Below are 16,161 nucleotides of genomic sequence, written 5' to 3'. Positions count from 1 at the left end.
CAGGGGCACGACGGCCAACTGCGTTCGGTTTCCAACCATTGGAATCTGCACTCGTGGCCGGAGCGATGGACAGCCATGATGTAGGTCACGCTCCGGCAAAGGCCGGCCGACTGGAAAGAAGGAAACCATGTCCCTCAGCGTTGAGGAAATGAACAAGCAACTCCCGGCGGCCAACGTGCTGCCCGGAGAGGCAGTCCCGTATTACATGGCGTCGGGCGAGGGCGCGCGCTACGAAATCAACGGCCAGTTAGTAACGGTCATCGCCCGCGCCGCCGATACGGGCGGCATCTTCAGCGCGGCCTACATCTCCGGCGGAATGGGGGCCGAATCCCCCTTTGTCAGCCACAGCATCGAACACAAGACCCTCTACGTCTTCGACGGGATCCTGCACGTCTGGCTGCCCGGCGAGAGCAGGATCCTCACCCCCGGAGACTCGGTGGTCATCCCGCCGAACACCCCGCACGCCTACCGGATGGCAAGCCACTACACCCGGTTCCTGAACTGGATGACGCCCGGCGGCGGCGAAAAGTACTACGAGCGGGTGGGAACGCCCATTGATTCGCACGTCCCGCCGGTGCGCGCCGGACACAAGGCCAGCCTGCAGGAGCAGGCCGAGGTGGGCGCCGAGTTCGGCATCACCTTCCCCGACTTCCAGCGCGTGGCGCCGTCGTTCAAGCACGACGCCGGCCTCCCGCCTGTGCAGAGCCCCTACTTCCTGAGTGCCGGGGAGGGTGAGCGACTGGTCAGCTACCAGACCATGTTCACCTACCTGTCCCGGCCGGCCAACACCGGTTCGAGCTACTTCGCCGTGCACACCAAGGGCGCCAAGTCCCCCTACATCCCGCTGCACTTCCACTCACAGCACACGGAAAACTTCCTGTGCACCGAGGGCCGGATGTGGCTGTACGCCAACGGCCGGGAAATGCTGCTGACCAAGGGGGACTTTGTGCACGCCCCCGCGGGAACCATCCACTCGTTCGCGTTTGATGCCCACAACACCCAGATGGTGGGGTTCCTGACGCCGTCCGTGTTCAACGGGTTCTTCGAGTACTTCAACCAGCCCACCGAGGACTACATGTACACCGAGGGCGGCGAACCCTACATGGACCTGGAAGGTTTCGGCCGCGCCCAGGCCGAAATGGACCTGACGGTGGTGGGGCCGCCGCCCCAGCGCCGCGCGGCACTGGACATCCCCTAACCGCTGCTCCCAAGGCCAGGGCCCGGACTTCCGAAAGGAAATCCGGGCCCTGGCTTTGTCATCAATCCATTGCTCCGTAGCGGCCGTTCCGGACACTCAAAACGGCAGTTACGGAGCAGCCGATGGGTATTGCCTGACAAGTTCGCGGCCGTAGTCGTTGCCGTTGGGGGTGCGGACCACGGTGTGCATGTGGAACGGGGCAGGTTCGTCGTTGCTGAGGAACACGCCGGTGTGGTGGTCCAGTTCCAGCACCACCACAGGGCTTTGCAGGCGGAAGTAGAAGGCCTCCTCCCCCTCCCAGCCGCCGATCCAGCTGAAGTACGATTCACCGTAGTGCTGCTGGATCTCCCGGCGCCGTGCGGCGCGGGGCCCGTCCGGCAGGTAGGCGATGAAGTCATCCACCACCGCGTCCAGCAGTTCACGGGCCTCCGTGGGCATATCCCGCACGGGGATGCCCTCACAGGGGATCACCCGGTTGTCCTGGAAGCACCCGCCAAGGTGCCGCTCGTCGCCCGGGTGGAGGCGGCCTTCGGGCATGGCCGCGTCCACCATCGACGCGTAGACGGTGGCGCCAGCCCGGAGCTGGGCGGGCAGCGCGCCCATCAGCTGCCGGGCCAGGGCGATGCGCTCCTTGAACACCTTCACGCCCCGGTGCGGGCCGGCGTCGATCATGTCCGGTTCGGCGCCCATGAACACCGGCGACACCACCAGCTGCGTCCCCGCCACCAGGCAGTTCAGCGCCGCGTGGTGGCCGAAGAGCTGCCACCCCCACGGTTCGGTCTCGGACGGTTCGCCGTAGAGGGCAAAGTTGTAGCTGAACTCGTTCATGAGCAGCGGCAGCTCCACCAGGTCGCCCAGGAACCCGTTGATGCGCATCAGGTTCCGCACCAGCTCAAACCCCTGCGGGCTCAGGCTTGCTTCCACCACGCCCAGGGCAGCGTCGCGGACCGGTGGTTCCAGCTCATCCAGGCGCAGCCCGGTATCGTGCTGCATGAATTCGGGGTTGGCCCAGCTTTGCCACTCGGGCGCATCCACGGCGTAGCTGAGCTTCCGCGCCTGGTCCGCAGTGACGGTGCCCAGCAGCTTGCGGGCCGCGGCCACCATCTCCGCGGCAGGCGCTTCCTCCCCGGGCCGGGCCGGTGCCAGCGGGTACAGGCCTTCCCGGCGCACGCCGTCGCTGGTGATGCCGGTGAAGGGCTGCGGGTAAAGCTTCTGCCAGCCTTCGATCATGGGCCCGGCGAACGGGTCGGTCTTGGCAGCTTCTGCGTACTCGCGGGCGTTCAGGCCCCGGATGTCCGCCACGCGCGGGTGGTCCGGGGGAAACAGGTAATCACGGAATGACGGCGTCGACACGGTTGCTCCTGGTGTTCTCAAGGGAAGTGGGCGACCATCCGGCCGCCACGGATAGGGCTGCGCCCGCGGCGGGGGCGGAATTTCCGCGCCAGGCCACGTGCTGGTCCGGGCGGACCAGCACGGCGTTGGCGCCCCACACGTGGGAAAGGGGCCTGCCGTCGTAGGAAGGTCCGACGACGGCGACGGTCACCGGAACGCCCGTCCGGGCGGCGGCCGCCAACACCGGCTGGGCGACTTCAGCCGCGGTCGCGCCTGCCGCGCCGGCGTCCACCAGCAACGTGAATCCGGTGCCCAGATGGCTGTACAGGGAGGTGCCGTCCGCCAGCCATGCGTGCGGCAGCAGGGCGCCCGGGCTGGCGGACGGTTCGTAGCGGATGGGGTCTTCGGCCGGGACTGGCAGGCCGTCGGGAACCACGAGGGCCGACTCCGCGTACGAGTAGCCCAGGACCAGGCCCAGGGAGTCGAACTCGCTCTGCTTCACGGCGAGCGCGTCGTGGGCAGCCCGGCGCGCAGCGTCACCACGGGTCCCGGCAAGCGCCAGGTGCGGGTCCGCAAAATGGTACGCCAGGGCCTTGCCGTTCTCCGCGGCGTCGCGGATGGTGCGGGCTGCCACGGGCCGGCGTTCTTCCCCGTAGCTGGGCAGGAGGCCGGGGCCTGCCCAGCCGTTGACGGCGGCGGCGAGCTTCCAGGCCAGGTTGGCGGCGTCGCCGATGCAGGTGTTGAAGCCGTGGCCGCCCCATGGCGGGTTGAGGTGGGCGGCGTCGCCCACCAGGAAGATGTTGCCGCGGCTGTACTCCGGGGCCAGCAGCATGCGGGCAGTCCAGGGGTCCGTGGCCACCACTTCGACGTCCACCTCAGTGCCTACCAGCGCCCGGACCATCGCGGCAGCATCGGCGGCGGTGACGGTCACGGCCGGATCCACGCCCTGGACAATCGCCCACCAGGTGTCGGTGCGGTCCATGGGCCCCACCATTCCCGAGGTCTCCGATCCCACCACCCAATACTGCACGGCAGGATCCAGCGAGACGGCGGAGGCCAGTGACCGTGACCGGAACAGGATGCTGATGTTGGACAGGGCTGCGGAGCCGCCCTCCAGGCGCATGCCCAGGCTGCGGCGCACCGCAGAGGATCCGCCGTCGGCGCCAATAACGTAGTTCGCGCGGATGGTGCGGCAGGTACCGGAAACATCGGCGATGACGACGGCGTACGGCGCCGTGGCTGCCACGCCTTCCGGATCAGCGGCATCTTCGGGAGCGGCGGCGTGGGAAAGTCCGGCGTGATGGCTGCCGCCTTCGTCTCCGCGGGCGCCCGGCCCCTGAACCTCCTGGACCTCCTGGACGGACCACCCGGTCACAAACGTGACCAGCGGGTTGTCCGCGACGGCGGCGCGGAGCACCTCTTCGAGGACCGGCTGCGGCACCTGCTGGCCGCACTCCGGCTGGGGCCCGTATGTGCCGGGAACCAGCTGGAAGGCGTGCCGGAACCGGCGGAGTTCATGTGCGGAAGGCCCGGTGAGCGCGGTGCAGAAGATGACGTCCTGGGCGTAGTCCACCGGCAGCGGCGAAGCCTTCCGGAGCGCGCCGGCAAGGCCCAGCCGGCGCAGGTGCGTCATGGTGCGGGCATTGGTGGTCTTGGCCCGGGGCCGGGTGGGGTCCACGGCGGTCCGGGGATCGATGACGGTGCTGGGGACCCCGCGGGATGCCAGGTCCAGGGCCAGGAACAGCCCGCTGGGGCCGCCGCCGGAAACCAGGACCCGCGCCTCCTCCGGGATGTCCGCGGGGCCGGCGTTCTGGAACGTGCTCATCAGGCACGGCTCCGGAGGGAGGGATCGCCTACGGGCGTGGTCAGGGTGCCGAGCTTCTCGATCTCCACCTCGACGGTGTCACCGGGCTGCAGCAGCCACTGCGGGGTGCGGGCGTACCCCACGCCTTCCGGTGTTCCGGTGGCAATGACGTCGCCCGGGTGCAGGGTGAACGTTTGGCTGATGAGCGCGATGATGGCCGGGACGGAGAAGATCATGTCGCGGGTGTTGCCGTTTTGGGCTTCGATTCCGTTCACGCGCGTGCGCACCTGCAGCCCGTCCCGCAAGTCGCCCACCTCGTCGCGGCTGACCAGTGGACCAAGGGGTCCGCTGAAGTCGCCGTTCTTGCCCAGGGTCCACTGCGACGTCAGTTTCTGGGCCCTGCGGGAGGTGATGTCGTTGAAGGTGGAGTAACCAAAGACGGCGCCGGCAGCTGTTACCTCATCCGCGGACTCGACGCGCCGGCCGATGTAGGCGGCCACTTCGCCCTCCCAGTCCAGTCCCGACTCGCCGGCCGGGACGGGAACCGGGACGTTGCCCACGGACAGGGACGCCGTCCAGCGGGCAAACAGGGTGGGGTACGGCGGCAGTTCCTGGTCCTTGAAGCTGCCTTCCGCCACGTGCGCCTTGTAGTTCAGGCCCACGCAGATGACCCGTGCGGACGCCGGGACGAGCGGCACTTCGGTGACGGTGCCGCGCTCCAGCCAGGCGCCGGCGTCGGACGCGTCATGCTCTGCCGCGTCGGCAACCAACGATGCCGCTTTGTCCTGCCAGCCTTCCGCGTCGGTCCAGAAGCCGGCGACGGGTGCCAGCGGGAGGACGCGGGAACCGGCGAGCGCTGCTGCCCAGGGTTCGCCGTGGTGCGTGATGCCAATGAACTGCATGGAGGTGCCTTTCGGGTGTGTTCCGGGCGCATGGCGCACCGAAGGAAGTGGGGAAATCAGTGCTGCTTTGCCTGCCGGCAAAGGAAATCAATGGTGGCGGCGGTTGCCTGCCCGGCCGCCGAGCTGCCGCCGTCCGGCAGCTGCCACATGTGGTCCGCGTCTTCCAGCAGGAGAAGTTCGACGGCGGCACCGGCACCTTCCAGCGCTGCGGCGAGGCTGGTGGACTGCTCCACGGGGACGAACCGGTCCGCCGTTCCGTGGATCAGGAGGAAGGGAGGCACGCCTGGATGCACATAGGTGAGGGGGCTGGCCGCCCTGGCCTTGTCCGGGGCATCGGCCGGCTGCGCTCCGATCAACAGCGCTTCACGGGAGCCGGGGTCATCGGCGCGGGCTATGGCATCCGTCCTGGCCTGTTCGCCCATGCGTTCCAGGTCCGTGGGCGGGTACCAGGCCACGACGGCGGCAACCTGGTCCCCGCCGTCGCGGTCCAGGGTGCCGGCGTCCAGGGTGCCGGCGTCCAGGGTGCCGGCGTCCAGGCTGCCGGCCGGTTGGGAGGATCCACCAGTCAGGCCCAAGAGCGCGGCCAGGTGGCCGCCTGCCGAATCGCCCCAGGCGTAGATCCGGCGCGGATCCACGCCATAGCGGGCAGCGTGGGCGCGGAGCCAGCGGACCGCCGCCCTGGCGTCCAGCAGCTGGGCAGGGAAGGTGGCAACGTCCGTCAGGCGGTAGTCGGCGGAGGCCACCACGAACCCGGCGTCCACCAGCTGTTCGATGGGGCTGAGGCCGAAACCGTCCACCCCGGGCCCCAGCGAGGAACGCTCACCCATCCGCCAGCCGCCCCCGTGGAAGTGGATCACGGCAGGGCGTCCGTCCTGGTACGGGCCCTCCCCGGGAGTACCGGGAAGGTAGAGGTCCAGCAGCAGCGGGACTGCGTTTTGGGGCCGGGCGAACTCGATCCCCCGTTGGATCCGCAGTACCGTCATCGTTGACTCCATGTATGCCGCGCCGTTTCTGTCCTGTGCCTTTGAGCGGGCCAATCCCGGGCTCCGCGTTCATGGACTCAACTCTGGGCCATGGACGGCTCCGGACGCGCCGCCGGTTTCACTGAATGAAACCCCTTCGGCTGCACCTTCCTTCTGTTCAAGCAGCGCCTTCTGTTCAAGGAGCGCCGTCCCAGGACTTGAACCTGACGCGGCGTCAGGTCCTACCGTTGGCGGTATGGAACATCTGGATGAACCGCGCTGGAGCATTGGCGAACTGGCCGCGGCCACGGGGGTCACTGTCAGGGCGCTGCACCACTACGACAGCATCGGGCTGCTCCAGGCAAGCGCCCGGACCGCGGCAGGCCACCGCCGCTACACAGGCCAGGACCTCAGGCGCCTCTACAGCATCCGGGCCCTGCGGAGCCTGGGGGTGCCGCTGGGCGGGATCGCCGCCGTGCTGGACCGGTCGGGTGGCAGTCCGGAGTCCATGCGGGATCTCCTGCAGCGACAACTGGACGCACTGGACGGGCAGGCTCTCCAGCTTGGGCAGCTCCAGCGGACCATCAGGGACCTGCTGGGCCGCATCAACCAGGGGGACGCCGCCCCTGCTTATTTCATGACCGTTTTGGAAAGGATGACGATGTTCGAGAACTACTTCACCGAGGACCAGCGCCGGGAGCTCGAGGAACAGCGCAAACGGCTGGGCCCGGAAGCCACTGAGGAATCCCGGACCGAATGGGCCGGGATGGTCAAGGAGGGCCTGCGCCAGGTGGACGCCGGTGTCCCTGCCAACAGCCCGGAGGCGAGGGAGCTGGTGCGCCGCTGGGATGAGCTGGGCTCCCGGTTCCACAGCAGCGAGGGCACCAAGGCGGCCGCCCGCGCCATGTGGAGCGACAACAGCGCCGAACTCAGCAAGGACCTGCCGTGGACGGTGCAGCAGATGCAGGCACTGGTGGCTCACCTGCAGGAAGCCCGTGAGGCGGGATAACCCGCTGACCAAGCCCCTCAGCTGACCAAGCCCCTCAGCTGACCAGGACCTGGGTGGCGGATTCCTTCAGCTTGCCGTTGGCCCACTTCATCTGGCGGATCGTTTGGGGATGGCACTTTTCGGCCAGGGCCAGCAGGTCCTTGTCCTTCATTCCCTGGGCAGCCTGGGCCAGCAGCTCCCAGTCGGCCGAGACCCCACACGCCATCAAGTACAGCTCCCGGAGGTCCCGCAGCAGCAGCATCCCGGTTTCCGGACGCCGGCCCACCATCTCACTGCCCTTCTCGCGGAGGGTCTCCATCAGCCCCGCTTCGCCGCGCGGCTCCGGGTCCAGGTCCTGGCCGTAGTTCCTGCCGATCTCCGCGATGTCCCGCACGTGCTGCTGGGACCAGCGCGCCAGGTCACGGGCCAGATGGTAGATCTCGTGGTCCACTTTGTGGCGCTCCGAGATGACCAGCAGGTGGTGTGCCAGGTCGTTCTCGGAGCGGTGCATTTCCTGAAGTACAAGCCCGAATTTCATCGTGCCCCTCCTGCCGTGCCGGTTTCTTCGTCAGCCAGGGCGGCGGCGGTCCCCTTGGTCCTGGCCTCTTCCGGGAAGTCGCCGACGGGAGCCGACGCCGTGGTGGTGGGCGCCAGGGACGGCCCGTCACCGCCGTAAACCCGGGTAATGCGCGCCGCCGCTGTCTTGAAGATGGGCTGCTTGGAGGCGGCGTCCCAGTCCGTGATGGTCAGCTCATTGGCCGCCCGGCCCGGGCCGTCCGGCCGGTGGCCGCCGTTGGTGTCCCAGTAGCCGTAGTGGAACGGCAGGAACAGCACCCCGTTCCGGATACCGCTGATCCGCACCCTGGCACGGACTGAACCGCGGGGTGTCTCCACCTCTGCAAGGTCGCCCTCGGCAATCCCGTACGCGCCGGCGTCGTCCGCTGACAGCTCCACCCAGACGTCCGGTGCGGCCGCCTGCAGCTCCGGTGCCCGGCCTGTCTTGGTGCGGGTGTGGAACTGGTAGAGCGTGCGGCCGGTGATGAGCTGGAGCGGGAAGTCCCGGCTGGGCAGCTCGTGCGGCGGCATGTACTCGGCGGCCTTGATGATGGCCTTGCCCTCCGGGTTGAGGGCCTTGTATTCGGACGGCTCCACGGGCGCCCCGGTGATCAGGTCGCGGCCGTACGTTTCGCAGTACTCCGGGTGGGCCCAGAACTTCCCGTCGGCGTAAATGCGTTCCGTGCCGTCCGGGTTTTCCTCGTTGCACGGCCACTGGATGCCGGAGCCGCCGCGCAGCTTGTCATAGGTGATGCCGGTGTAGTCGCAGGGGCGGCCGCGGGTGCATTCCTTCCACGCTTCGAAGGCGGACTCTGGATCGTGCCACTTGATCAGCGGCTGCCCGTCCTTGTCCTGCAGGCCCATCCGGTGGGCGTAGTCGATGAAGATTTCCAGGTCGGGCCGGGCCTCACCGGGTGGGTCCACGGCCTTCTCCGACAGATGGACGGTACGGTCCACGTTGGTGAAGGTGCCCGTCTTTTCGCCCCAGGTCGCAGCTGGAAGCACGACGTCGGCCAGCTGGGCGGTCTCGGACAGGAAGATGTCCTGCACCACCAGGAACAGGCGGTCCCGTTCCAGGATGCTGCGGATCCGCTTCAGTTCGGGCAGCGAAACGGCGGGGTTGGTGCCGCTGACCCACAGCATCCGGATGGAGCCGTCCTCCGCGTACCGCATCATCTGCATGACGTGCGTTGGCGGTGAGTAGTGCGGGATGGACATGGGGTCGATGTTCCACACCCTGGCGAGGTCCTGGATGTGGGCGTCGTTGGACCAGTTGCGGAAGGCGGCCAGGTCGCCGTCGGCCCCGCATTCGCGGGTGTTCTCCGCGGTGGGCTGGCCGTTCATCTGCAGGATGCCGCAGCCTGGCTTGCCCAGCATGCCGCGGATGATGTTGATGTTGTTGACCTGGACAGCGGCGGCGGTGGCCTGGTTGGACTGGTAGAAACCCTGAAGCACCGTGGACAGCAGCCGCTCGGCGTGGCCGATGATACGGGCGGCTTCGGAGATCTGCTCCGCCGGGACGCCGCAGATCTCCGCCACCAGTGCGGGCGGGTAGTTCCTGACCTCTTTTTCGAGCTCCGGGAACCCCACCGTGTGGGCCTTGATGTACTCGTGGTCCACCCAGCCGTTGGCGATGATGTCGTGCAGGATCCCATTCATCAGGGCCACGTTGGTGCCCGGCCGTGGCGCCAGATGCAGGGTGGCCGCCTTGGCCACGGGGGTGAGGCGGGGATCCACGCAGATGATCTTGGGCGGGTTGGGTCCGGCCAGGCGGTCCAGCATCCTGGTCCAGAGGACGGTCTGGGTTTCCGCCACGTTGTGCCCGTAGAGGGCGATCACGTCCGCGTGGTCCACGTCCGTGTAGGAGCCGGGCTGGCCGTCGCAGCCGAATGATTCCTTCAGCGCCTCTCCGGCAGTGGCAGTGCACAGGCGGGTGTTTCCGTCCACGTGATTGGTGCCGATGCCGCCGTGCGCCAGGGTCCCCAAGGTGTAGTACTCCTCGGAAAAGAGCTGGCCCGTGGTGTAAAAGCCAATGGCGCTGGGGCCCTGTTCGGCCAGCAGCGCCTTGGAACGGTCCACCACGCGCTGCATGGCCGTGTCCCAGTCGGTTTCCACCAGCTTTCCGCCCTCGCGGATCAGGGGCGTGGTTAGCCGGTCGGCTGACGCGTTCGCCTGCCAGCCGTACAGGTCCTTCGGTCCCAACCGGCCGTGGTTGACGCGGTCCACAGCCCGGCCGCGCACCCCGACAATGCGGTTGTCCTTGACCGCGATGTCCATGGCGTCGCCGTTGGAGTGCAGGAGGGACGCCGTCTGGACCCACCTGTCCACGTCCTCCGGGGCCACCCCTTCGGCCAGGTGGGTGTCCACCCTGACCGGCCACTCACCGCCACTGCCGTACGGTGTCCTTGTCCCCCATGGTTCAGCTATTCGGTCAATCCGAGCCATCTGTCCATCTCCTGTCCGGAACCGGCAGGCAACATCGGGAACGACGTTGTCCCTACCCGATCCTGTACCCACGAAGTACGGATGGAAACAGGCCGGCTTCCAGGCCGTGGAGCGTGACGGCGCTGGTCAGGCCTGCTTTTCCTGCAGCGGGCGCCGGGCGAGCCAGGCAGCCACGATGGCGCCGGAAATGTTGTGCCACAGGGAGAAGACGGCGGACGGGAGCGCCGCCAGCGGGCTGAAGTGGGCGGTGGCCAGGGTCGCCGCCAGGCCGGAGTTCTGCATGCCCACCTCGAAGGCGAGGGCTCGGCGCGCCTTGTCGTCCAGGCGTCCGATTTTGCCGGCGAGGTAGCCCAGGCCCAGGCCAAAGCCGTTGTGCAGCACCACGGCAAGGAACACAATGGCGCCGGCCCCGATGATCTTGCCGGCGCTGCCGGCCACCACGATGGCCACGATCAGGGAGATCACGACGGCGGACGCCCACGGCAGTGCGGGCAGCACCTTTGCGACGAGCTTCTTGAGGAAGAGCCGGGCGAGCAGGCCTGCCACCACCGGCAGCAGCACGGTCTTGACGATGTCCAGGACCATGCCGGCGGCGTCGATCTGAAGGTAGGAACCGGCCAGGAACAGGACCAGCAGCGGGGTGACGATCGGGGCGATCAGGGTGGAGACGGATGCCACCGCCACCGAGAGGGCAACGTCGCCCTTGGCCAGGAACGCCATCACGTTGGAGGCCGTACCGGAGGGTGCGCATCCCACCAGGATGACGCCGACGGCCAGCTCGGGCTCGAGGTTGAGGGCGCCGGCGATCAGCCAGCCGGCCCCGGGCATGATGATGTAGTGGGCAACGATGCCCAGTGCCACCGCCCACGGACGCTTGGCCACGGCGGCGAAGTCCGGCGGAGTCAGGGTCAGGCCCATGCAGAACATGATGATGCCCAGCAGGTAGGGCACGCTGGGCGCCATGGGTTTGAAGACCCCGGGGAGCAGGAAGCCGATGACACCTGCGGCCACCACCAGGATGGGGAACATCGTCACCGCGATGCGGGCGATCTTGCTCTCCGCTTGCAGCGCAGGGTTGACGGGTGTCCCGTCCGGGGAATTATGGGATTTAGTTGCCTCAAGCATCCAACCATGCTGTCACCGGCTGGTATGGTTCCGCCAATTGATGACCGTGAACGGTAACAACGGCGGAACCATACGGGCCAGCGGGCACCTGCCCCGTTTTGGTGCTCAGAGCTGCTTGCGGAGCTCCATCTTGCGGATCTTGCCGCTGGCCGTGCGGGGCATGTCCGCCACCACCACCAGCGACTTGGGAATCTTGTACCGGGCCAGCCGGCCGTCCAGGAAGCTGCGCAGCTGCTCCTCCGTCAGCGATTCGCCCTCCCGCAGGGTCACGATGGCCTGGGGAACCTCGCCCCATTTGTCATCGCTAACCCCGATGACCGCCACGCTGCTGACAGCCCTGTGCTCCGCGATCACGGCTTCCACCTCGGCCGGGTAGATGTTTTCCCCGCCGGAGATGATCATGTCCTTGAGCCGGTCCGAGACGAACAGGAAGCCTTCCTGGTCCCGGTAGCCCATGTCCCCGGAGCGGAACCAGGCCCCGTCCGCGTAGCTGGCGGCGGTGGCCTCCGGCCGGTTCCAGTACTCCTTGATCACATTGGGGCCGGAGATCTGGATCTCCCCCACCCCGCCCGGGTCCACTGCACCGCCCATCGGGTCGGCGATCCGGACGTCCGTGAAGAAGTGCGGCAGGCCTGCCGAGCCCGCTTTGTCCCGGGACCTGTCGACTGGAAGCATGGTGGCGCCCGGCGCTGTTTCGGTCATGCCGTAGCAGCTGGTGAAGCCGATGCCGCGGTCCTCGTACGCATCCAGGACGCGGCGGGGGATGGCGGAGCCGCCGCAGGTGAGCTTGTCCAGGGAGCTGACGTCCGCCGCGGCCCATCCCGGATGCTCGCAGAGGAGCTGGAACGTGGTGGGCACGCCGTTAAGGGTGGTCACCTTGTGCTCCTGGATGAGTTCCAGGACCCTGGCGGGATCGAACTTCGCCTCAAGCACCACGGTGGCACCCTTCAGCAGCATCGGCAGCAGGCCCATGTCCAGCGACGCCACATGGAACAGCGGCGAGATCATCAGCGCCACATCGTTTCGGTTCAGGTCCATGTCCACGATGGTGTTGATGCAGTTCCACGTGATGTTCCCGTGGGTCAGCAGGGCACCCTTGGGCTTGCCCGTGGTGCCGGAGGTGTAGAGGATCATCGCCGCGTCATCGTGCCCCACCGGCACGTCGGCGGGATCCGGTGCCGCAGCCTGCAGCGCCTCCTCGTAGGGTGCCACCTCACAGGGAACGACGGCGGCGGGTGAGGTGCCGGCGGAAGGTTCCGTCCCGCCGTCGGCCGCTACAACCAGCCGGTGGGTGACGCCCGTACCTTCCAGGGCAGCAGCGGCAGACGCCTCCAGGGCGCCGGCGTTGACCAGGAGCCGGGCCCCGGAATCCTGCAGCTGGAACTGCAGTTCCGGCGGAGCCAGCCGGGTGTTGAGCGGCACGAAGATGGCACCGAGCAGACCGCAGGCAAAGAACGTTTCCACGAAGGAAGGGTGGTTCTCACCCAGGTAGGCCACCCGGTCGCCCTTTGCCACTCCCCTGTCCCGGAGCGCGCTGGCCAGGCGGTCGGTCCTGTCGGCCAACTCTTCATAGCTCAGCGTGCGGGCTCCGGACAGGATGGCTGCCTTCGCGCCTGACTTCCGGCGGCGGCGGTGCAGCCAGGATCCAACTCCGTTGTTGTCCATGGTTCTCCTAACGGACCGTGGTGAGGTCGTTGTTCTTAGACTCGCGCGTCAGGGCGATGAAGACAATCGAGACGAGGGCCATGACGGACAGGAACACCACCACGGGAACGATGCTCTGGCCGGAGTCCTTGTAGAGCCCGGCCAGGATGCCGGGGGTGAAACCCGCCCCGATCAGGGTGGCCAGCTGGTAGCCGACCGCGGCGCCGGTGTAGCGGGACGTGGTGCCGAACTGTTCGGAGACGAAGGCTGCCAGCGGCCCGTACAGGGATGAGTGCAGGACCAGTGCCACGGTAAAGGCCACGAAGACAAGCCCGACGTTGCCGGAGCCCAGCATGCCGAACATGGGGAAAAGGTAGGCGATGAACAGGGCCAGTCCGGCAATCATCACGGGCCTGCGGCCAAAACGGTCGGACAGGCGGCCGCCCAGGAGGACGAAGATGATGGAGATGGCCGAGGCTCCGGCGAAGGCGTAAAGCACGCCCTGCTGCGGCGCCCCCTTGGACACGGCATACGTCACTGAGAACGTGGGCAGTACCACCTGCAGGCCGAACCCGGCGGCGCCGGCAAACATGATCATGATCAGGGCCTTGGGGCGGCGCAGCACCTCAAGCAGCGGGATCTTGCGCTTGGTGGTTGCCTGGGCCTCTTCCTTGGCCACGGCCTCGGCGAAGATGGGGCTCTCCGAGACCCGCAGGCGGACGAACATGCCCACGATCAGCAGCAGGAAGGACAGCAGGAACGGCACCCGCCACCCCCAGGCCAGGAACGCGTCCTGCGGCAATGCCGAGAAGATGCCCATCACCACGGTGCCCAGCACGGCGCCGGTGGGGGCGCCGGCGTTGACGAAGGAGGCGGCGAAACCGCGCCGCCTGGGGTCGGCGTGCTCCAGGGCCATGAGCGCGGCACCGCCCCATTCACCGCCGACGGCGATGCCCTGGCAGACGCGCAGGAGCACCAGGATCACGGCGCCCCACGGCCCGATGACGCCGGCGCCGGGAATCAGGCCGATGAGGGTGGAGGCGATGCCCATCATGGCCATGGAGATGATCAGCATTCCCTTGCGGCCCACCTTGTCACCGAAGTGGCCGAAGATGATGCCGCCCAGCGGCCTGGCCACGTACCCGGCGGCGAAGGTGGCGTAGGCCGCCACCACGCCCACCCATTCGTCCGTGCCGGCGAAGAAGACCTTGGGGAAGGCCACCGCTGCGGCCGTGGCGTACAGCAGGAAGTCGTAGAACTCGATGGTGCTGCCCAGATAGCTGGACAGGATGACCGTGCGCGCTTCCTTGCGCTTGGCGGCCGTGCCCGCGGGTGCGAGCGTGGTGTGTCCGGACATGGCTGTTCCTAGGGTTTGGGGAATGGGGTACGGAGGGAAGGGGATTTTGGGGTTGCCTGAAGAGGCGGCGCCGTGTGGTGCCGCCGGCGTGGTGAAGGGGTTACTGCCGGTAGTGCGGCCTACTTGTAGAAGCGGGCGAGGAATTCGGCGACGACGGCGGGGCGTTCCTGGCCTTCGATTTCGATGGTGGCGTTGACCTTGATCTGGGCACCGCCCTTGACCTCGGTGACCTCGGCGATGGTGGCCTGCATGCGGACCTTGGAGCCGACCGTCACCGGGGAGGTGAAGCGGACTTTGTCCAGGCCGTAGTTGACCTTGGTGGTGACGCCGTCCACGTCGAACAGCTCGCCCCAGAACGGGATGATCAGCGACAGCGTCAGGAAGCCATGGGCGATCGGGGCGCCGAACGGGCCGTCCTTGGCGCGTTCGGGATCGGTGTGGATCCACTGCTGATCGTCGGTGGCGTCGGCGAAGAGGTTGATTTGTTCCTGGGTGATCTGGCGGTAGTCGGTGGTGCCAAGGTCCTTGCCGGACAGGGTGAGCAGGGTGTCGAAATCGACGACGAGATTGGGCATCGTTGCCTCCTGGCAGTTGTTTCTTCGAGTGTGGAAGTTAGGTTCAGCGGGTGGGTGGTTCAGCGGGTGAAGGCGCTTTCGCCCGTGAGGGCGCGTCCGATGATGAGGGCGTTGATCTCGTGGGTGCCCTCGTAGGAGTAGACGGCTTCGGCGTCGGCGTGGAAGCGGGCCACATCCGTGGCCAGCGTGATGCCGTTGCCGCCCACCACCTCGCGGGCAAGGGCTACGGTGTCACGCATGAAAAGGGACGTCTGCATCTTTGCCAAAGCAGAGTCCTGGTCACGGTAGATGCCTTTGGCCTGCTGCTCGGTAAGCCGGACCACCAGGGACAGGGCGGCGGTGACGTTCCCCAGCATGCGGGCCAGTTTTTCCTGGACCAGCTGGAAGGAACCAAGGGTGCGTCCGAACTGCCGGCGTTCGTTGACGTAGGCCAGCGCGGCCTCGAACGCGCCGGCGGCGATGCCGGTGGCGATCCAGGCCACATCCGAGCGCATGGCCCGGAGCATTGCCGCGACGTCCCTGAAGGAGTTCACGTTCTGCAGGCGCATCGACTCAGGGACGCGGACACCGGTGAGGGTGATGTGGGCGTTCTGCATCATCCTGAGCGACGTCTTTCCGTGGATCTTTTCCAGCGTGATTCCGTCCGCGGCGCGGTCCACGAGGAAGGCCTCGATCTGCCCGTCCGCGGCGTCCCGGGCGAACACGGCCAGGACGTCCGCGGTGGCTGCGCCCCCGATCCAGCGCTTGGCGCCGTCAAGGACCCAGCTGCCGTCAGCCTGCCGCCGGGCGGTGGTGGACAGTCCGCCGGCGATGTCCGAACCGGACCCGGGTTCGGTCAGCGAGAAGACGCCCTTGAGCGAGAAGTCGATGACCCTGGGCATCCATTCGGCCTGCTGTTCCGCCGAGGCACCCACGCGGATGGCCGTCCGGAACAGGCCGGCCTGGGCGGTGTACCAGGTGGCCAGGGACGCGTCGGTGCGGGCAAGTTCAAAGATCCGGAAGCCCTGGTAGATGCCCCGTGCGGGTCCGTCCGCCGTGAGCCCGGCCGGTTCCATCAGGTCCAGGTCGATCAGCGGCCGCGCCAGCTGTTCGGGAAACTCGCCGCGTTCCCAGTACTCGGCCAGGAGCGGCCTGGCTTCCGCGTCCAGGAATGACCGCAGCCGGGACAGGACCTGGCGCTCCTCGAGCGTGAGCAGGGACTCGGCGTCGTACCAATCCGCTGCTTCGTAAAGCCGGGCACCCAGGGCGGCATCCGCCGTCGTCAGCGTGCCCAT

Annotated in this window: 13 protein-coding genes; 2 read left to right on the top strand and 11 right to left on the bottom strand. The window is 67.7% G+C overall.

From position 1 onward, the window contains the following. Window positions 1-127 precede the first annotated feature (127 nt). On the top strand, window positions 128-1,198 hold the full coding sequence (locus ACEN9K_RS02895; RefSeq protein ID WP_495635154.1) for a quercetin 2,3-dioxygenase: 1,071 nt from the start codon (window positions 128-130) through the stop codon (window positions 1,196-1,198). 108 nt (window positions 1,199-1,306) lie between these two features. Here the strand turns inward: ACEN9K_RS02895 and ACEN9K_RS02890 are convergent, their stop codons facing one another. The 4 genes from ACEN9K_RS02890 to ACEN9K_RS02875 are packed head-to-tail and all read right to left on the bottom strand — an operon-like array spanning window position 1,307 to window position 6,219. Further along, window positions 1,307-2,551 carry a DUF3500 domain-containing protein gene (locus tag ACEN9K_RS02890; RefSeq protein WP_144600924.1) on the bottom strand — a complete coding sequence of 415 codons (1,245 nt, stop codon included), beginning with the start codon at window positions 2,549-2,551 and terminating at the stop codon, window positions 1,307-1,309. After that, window positions 2,529-4,355, bottom strand: coding sequence for an FAD-dependent monooxygenase (locus ACEN9K_RS02885; RefSeq protein ID WP_495635153.1), 1,827 nt, complete (start codon window positions 4,353-4,355; stop codon window positions 2,529-2,531). The genes ACEN9K_RS02890 and ACEN9K_RS02885 overlap by 23 nt, the downstream gene beginning before the upstream one ends. Next, window positions 4,355-5,236 carry a fumarylacetoacetate hydrolase family protein gene (locus ACEN9K_RS02880; protein WP_495635152.1) on the bottom strand — a complete coding sequence of 294 codons (882 nt, stop codon included), beginning with the start codon at window positions 5,234-5,236 and terminating at the stop codon, window positions 4,355-4,357. The genes ACEN9K_RS02885 and ACEN9K_RS02880 overlap by 1 nt, the downstream gene beginning before the upstream one ends. Before the next feature lie 56 nt (window positions 5,237-5,292). Next, a complete protein-coding gene (locus tag ACEN9K_RS02875) occupies window positions 5,293-6,219 on the bottom strand; it encodes an alpha/beta hydrolase fold domain-containing protein (protein ID WP_495635151.1) in 927 nt (308 codons plus the stop codon). Between the two features lie 235 nt (window positions 6,220-6,454). Here ACEN9K_RS02875 and ACEN9K_RS02870 point away from each other — a divergent pair, with 235 nt between their 5' ends. Then, window positions 6,455-7,207, top strand: a complete 753-nt coding sequence (locus tag ACEN9K_RS02870) for a MerR family transcriptional regulator (RefSeq protein WP_018772154.1) — start codon at window positions 6,455-6,457, stop codon at window positions 7,205-7,207. A 34-nt stretch (window positions 7,208-7,241) separates the two neighbouring features. On the opposite strand, the gene ACEN9K_RS02865 is transcribed toward ACEN9K_RS02870, so the two are convergent. The 7 genes from ACEN9K_RS02865 to ACEN9K_RS02835 all read right to left on the bottom strand — a co-directional run bounded on the left by ACEN9K_RS02865 (window position 7,242) and on the right by ACEN9K_RS02835 (window position 16,161). Beyond that, window positions 7,242-7,724 (bottom strand): hypothetical protein, encoded by a 483-nt coding sequence (locus ACEN9K_RS02865; RefSeq protein ID WP_018772155.1) that lies wholly within the window; start codon window positions 7,722-7,724, stop codon window positions 7,242-7,244. Further along, window positions 7,721-10,186 (bottom strand): molybdopterin oxidoreductase family protein, encoded by a 2,466-nt coding sequence (locus tag ACEN9K_RS02860; RefSeq protein ID WP_495635150.1) that lies wholly within the window; start codon window positions 10,184-10,186, stop codon window positions 7,721-7,723. The genes ACEN9K_RS02865 and ACEN9K_RS02860 overlap by 4 nt, the downstream gene beginning before the upstream one ends. Before the next feature lie 126 nt (window positions 10,187-10,312). Then, window positions 10,313-11,311 (bottom strand): bile acid:sodium symporter family protein, encoded by a 999-nt coding sequence (locus ACEN9K_RS02855; protein ID WP_018772157.1) that lies wholly within the window; start codon window positions 11,309-11,311, stop codon window positions 10,313-10,315. Window positions 11,312-11,416: 105 nt separating this feature from the next. Beyond that, window positions 11,417-12,976 (bottom strand): o-succinylbenzoate--CoA ligase, encoded by a 1,560-nt coding sequence (gene menE / locus ACEN9K_RS02850; RefSeq protein ID WP_134165982.1) that lies wholly within the window; start codon window positions 12,974-12,976, stop codon window positions 11,417-11,419. A gap of 7 nt (window positions 12,977-12,983) precedes the next feature. Beyond that, entirely contained in the window at window positions 12,984-14,312 is a 1,329-nt protein-coding gene (locus ACEN9K_RS02845) for an MFS transporter (protein ID WP_495635149.1), read from the bottom strand. A 119-nt stretch (window positions 14,313-14,431) separates the two neighbouring features. Then, window positions 14,432-14,887 (bottom strand): MaoC family dehydratase, encoded by a 456-nt coding sequence (locus ACEN9K_RS02840; RefSeq protein WP_018772160.1) that lies wholly within the window; start codon window positions 14,885-14,887, stop codon window positions 14,432-14,434. 59 nt (window positions 14,888-14,946) lie between these two features. Then, complete coding sequence (locus ACEN9K_RS02835) at window positions 14,947-16,161, bottom strand: acyl-CoA dehydrogenase family protein (protein WP_495635148.1); 1,215 nt, start codon at window positions 16,159-16,161, stop codon at window positions 14,947-14,949.

Source organism: Pseudarthrobacter sp. Pseusp20, assembly GCF_059492155.1.
This window is presented reverse-complemented; position numbering and strand designations above follow the sequence as displayed.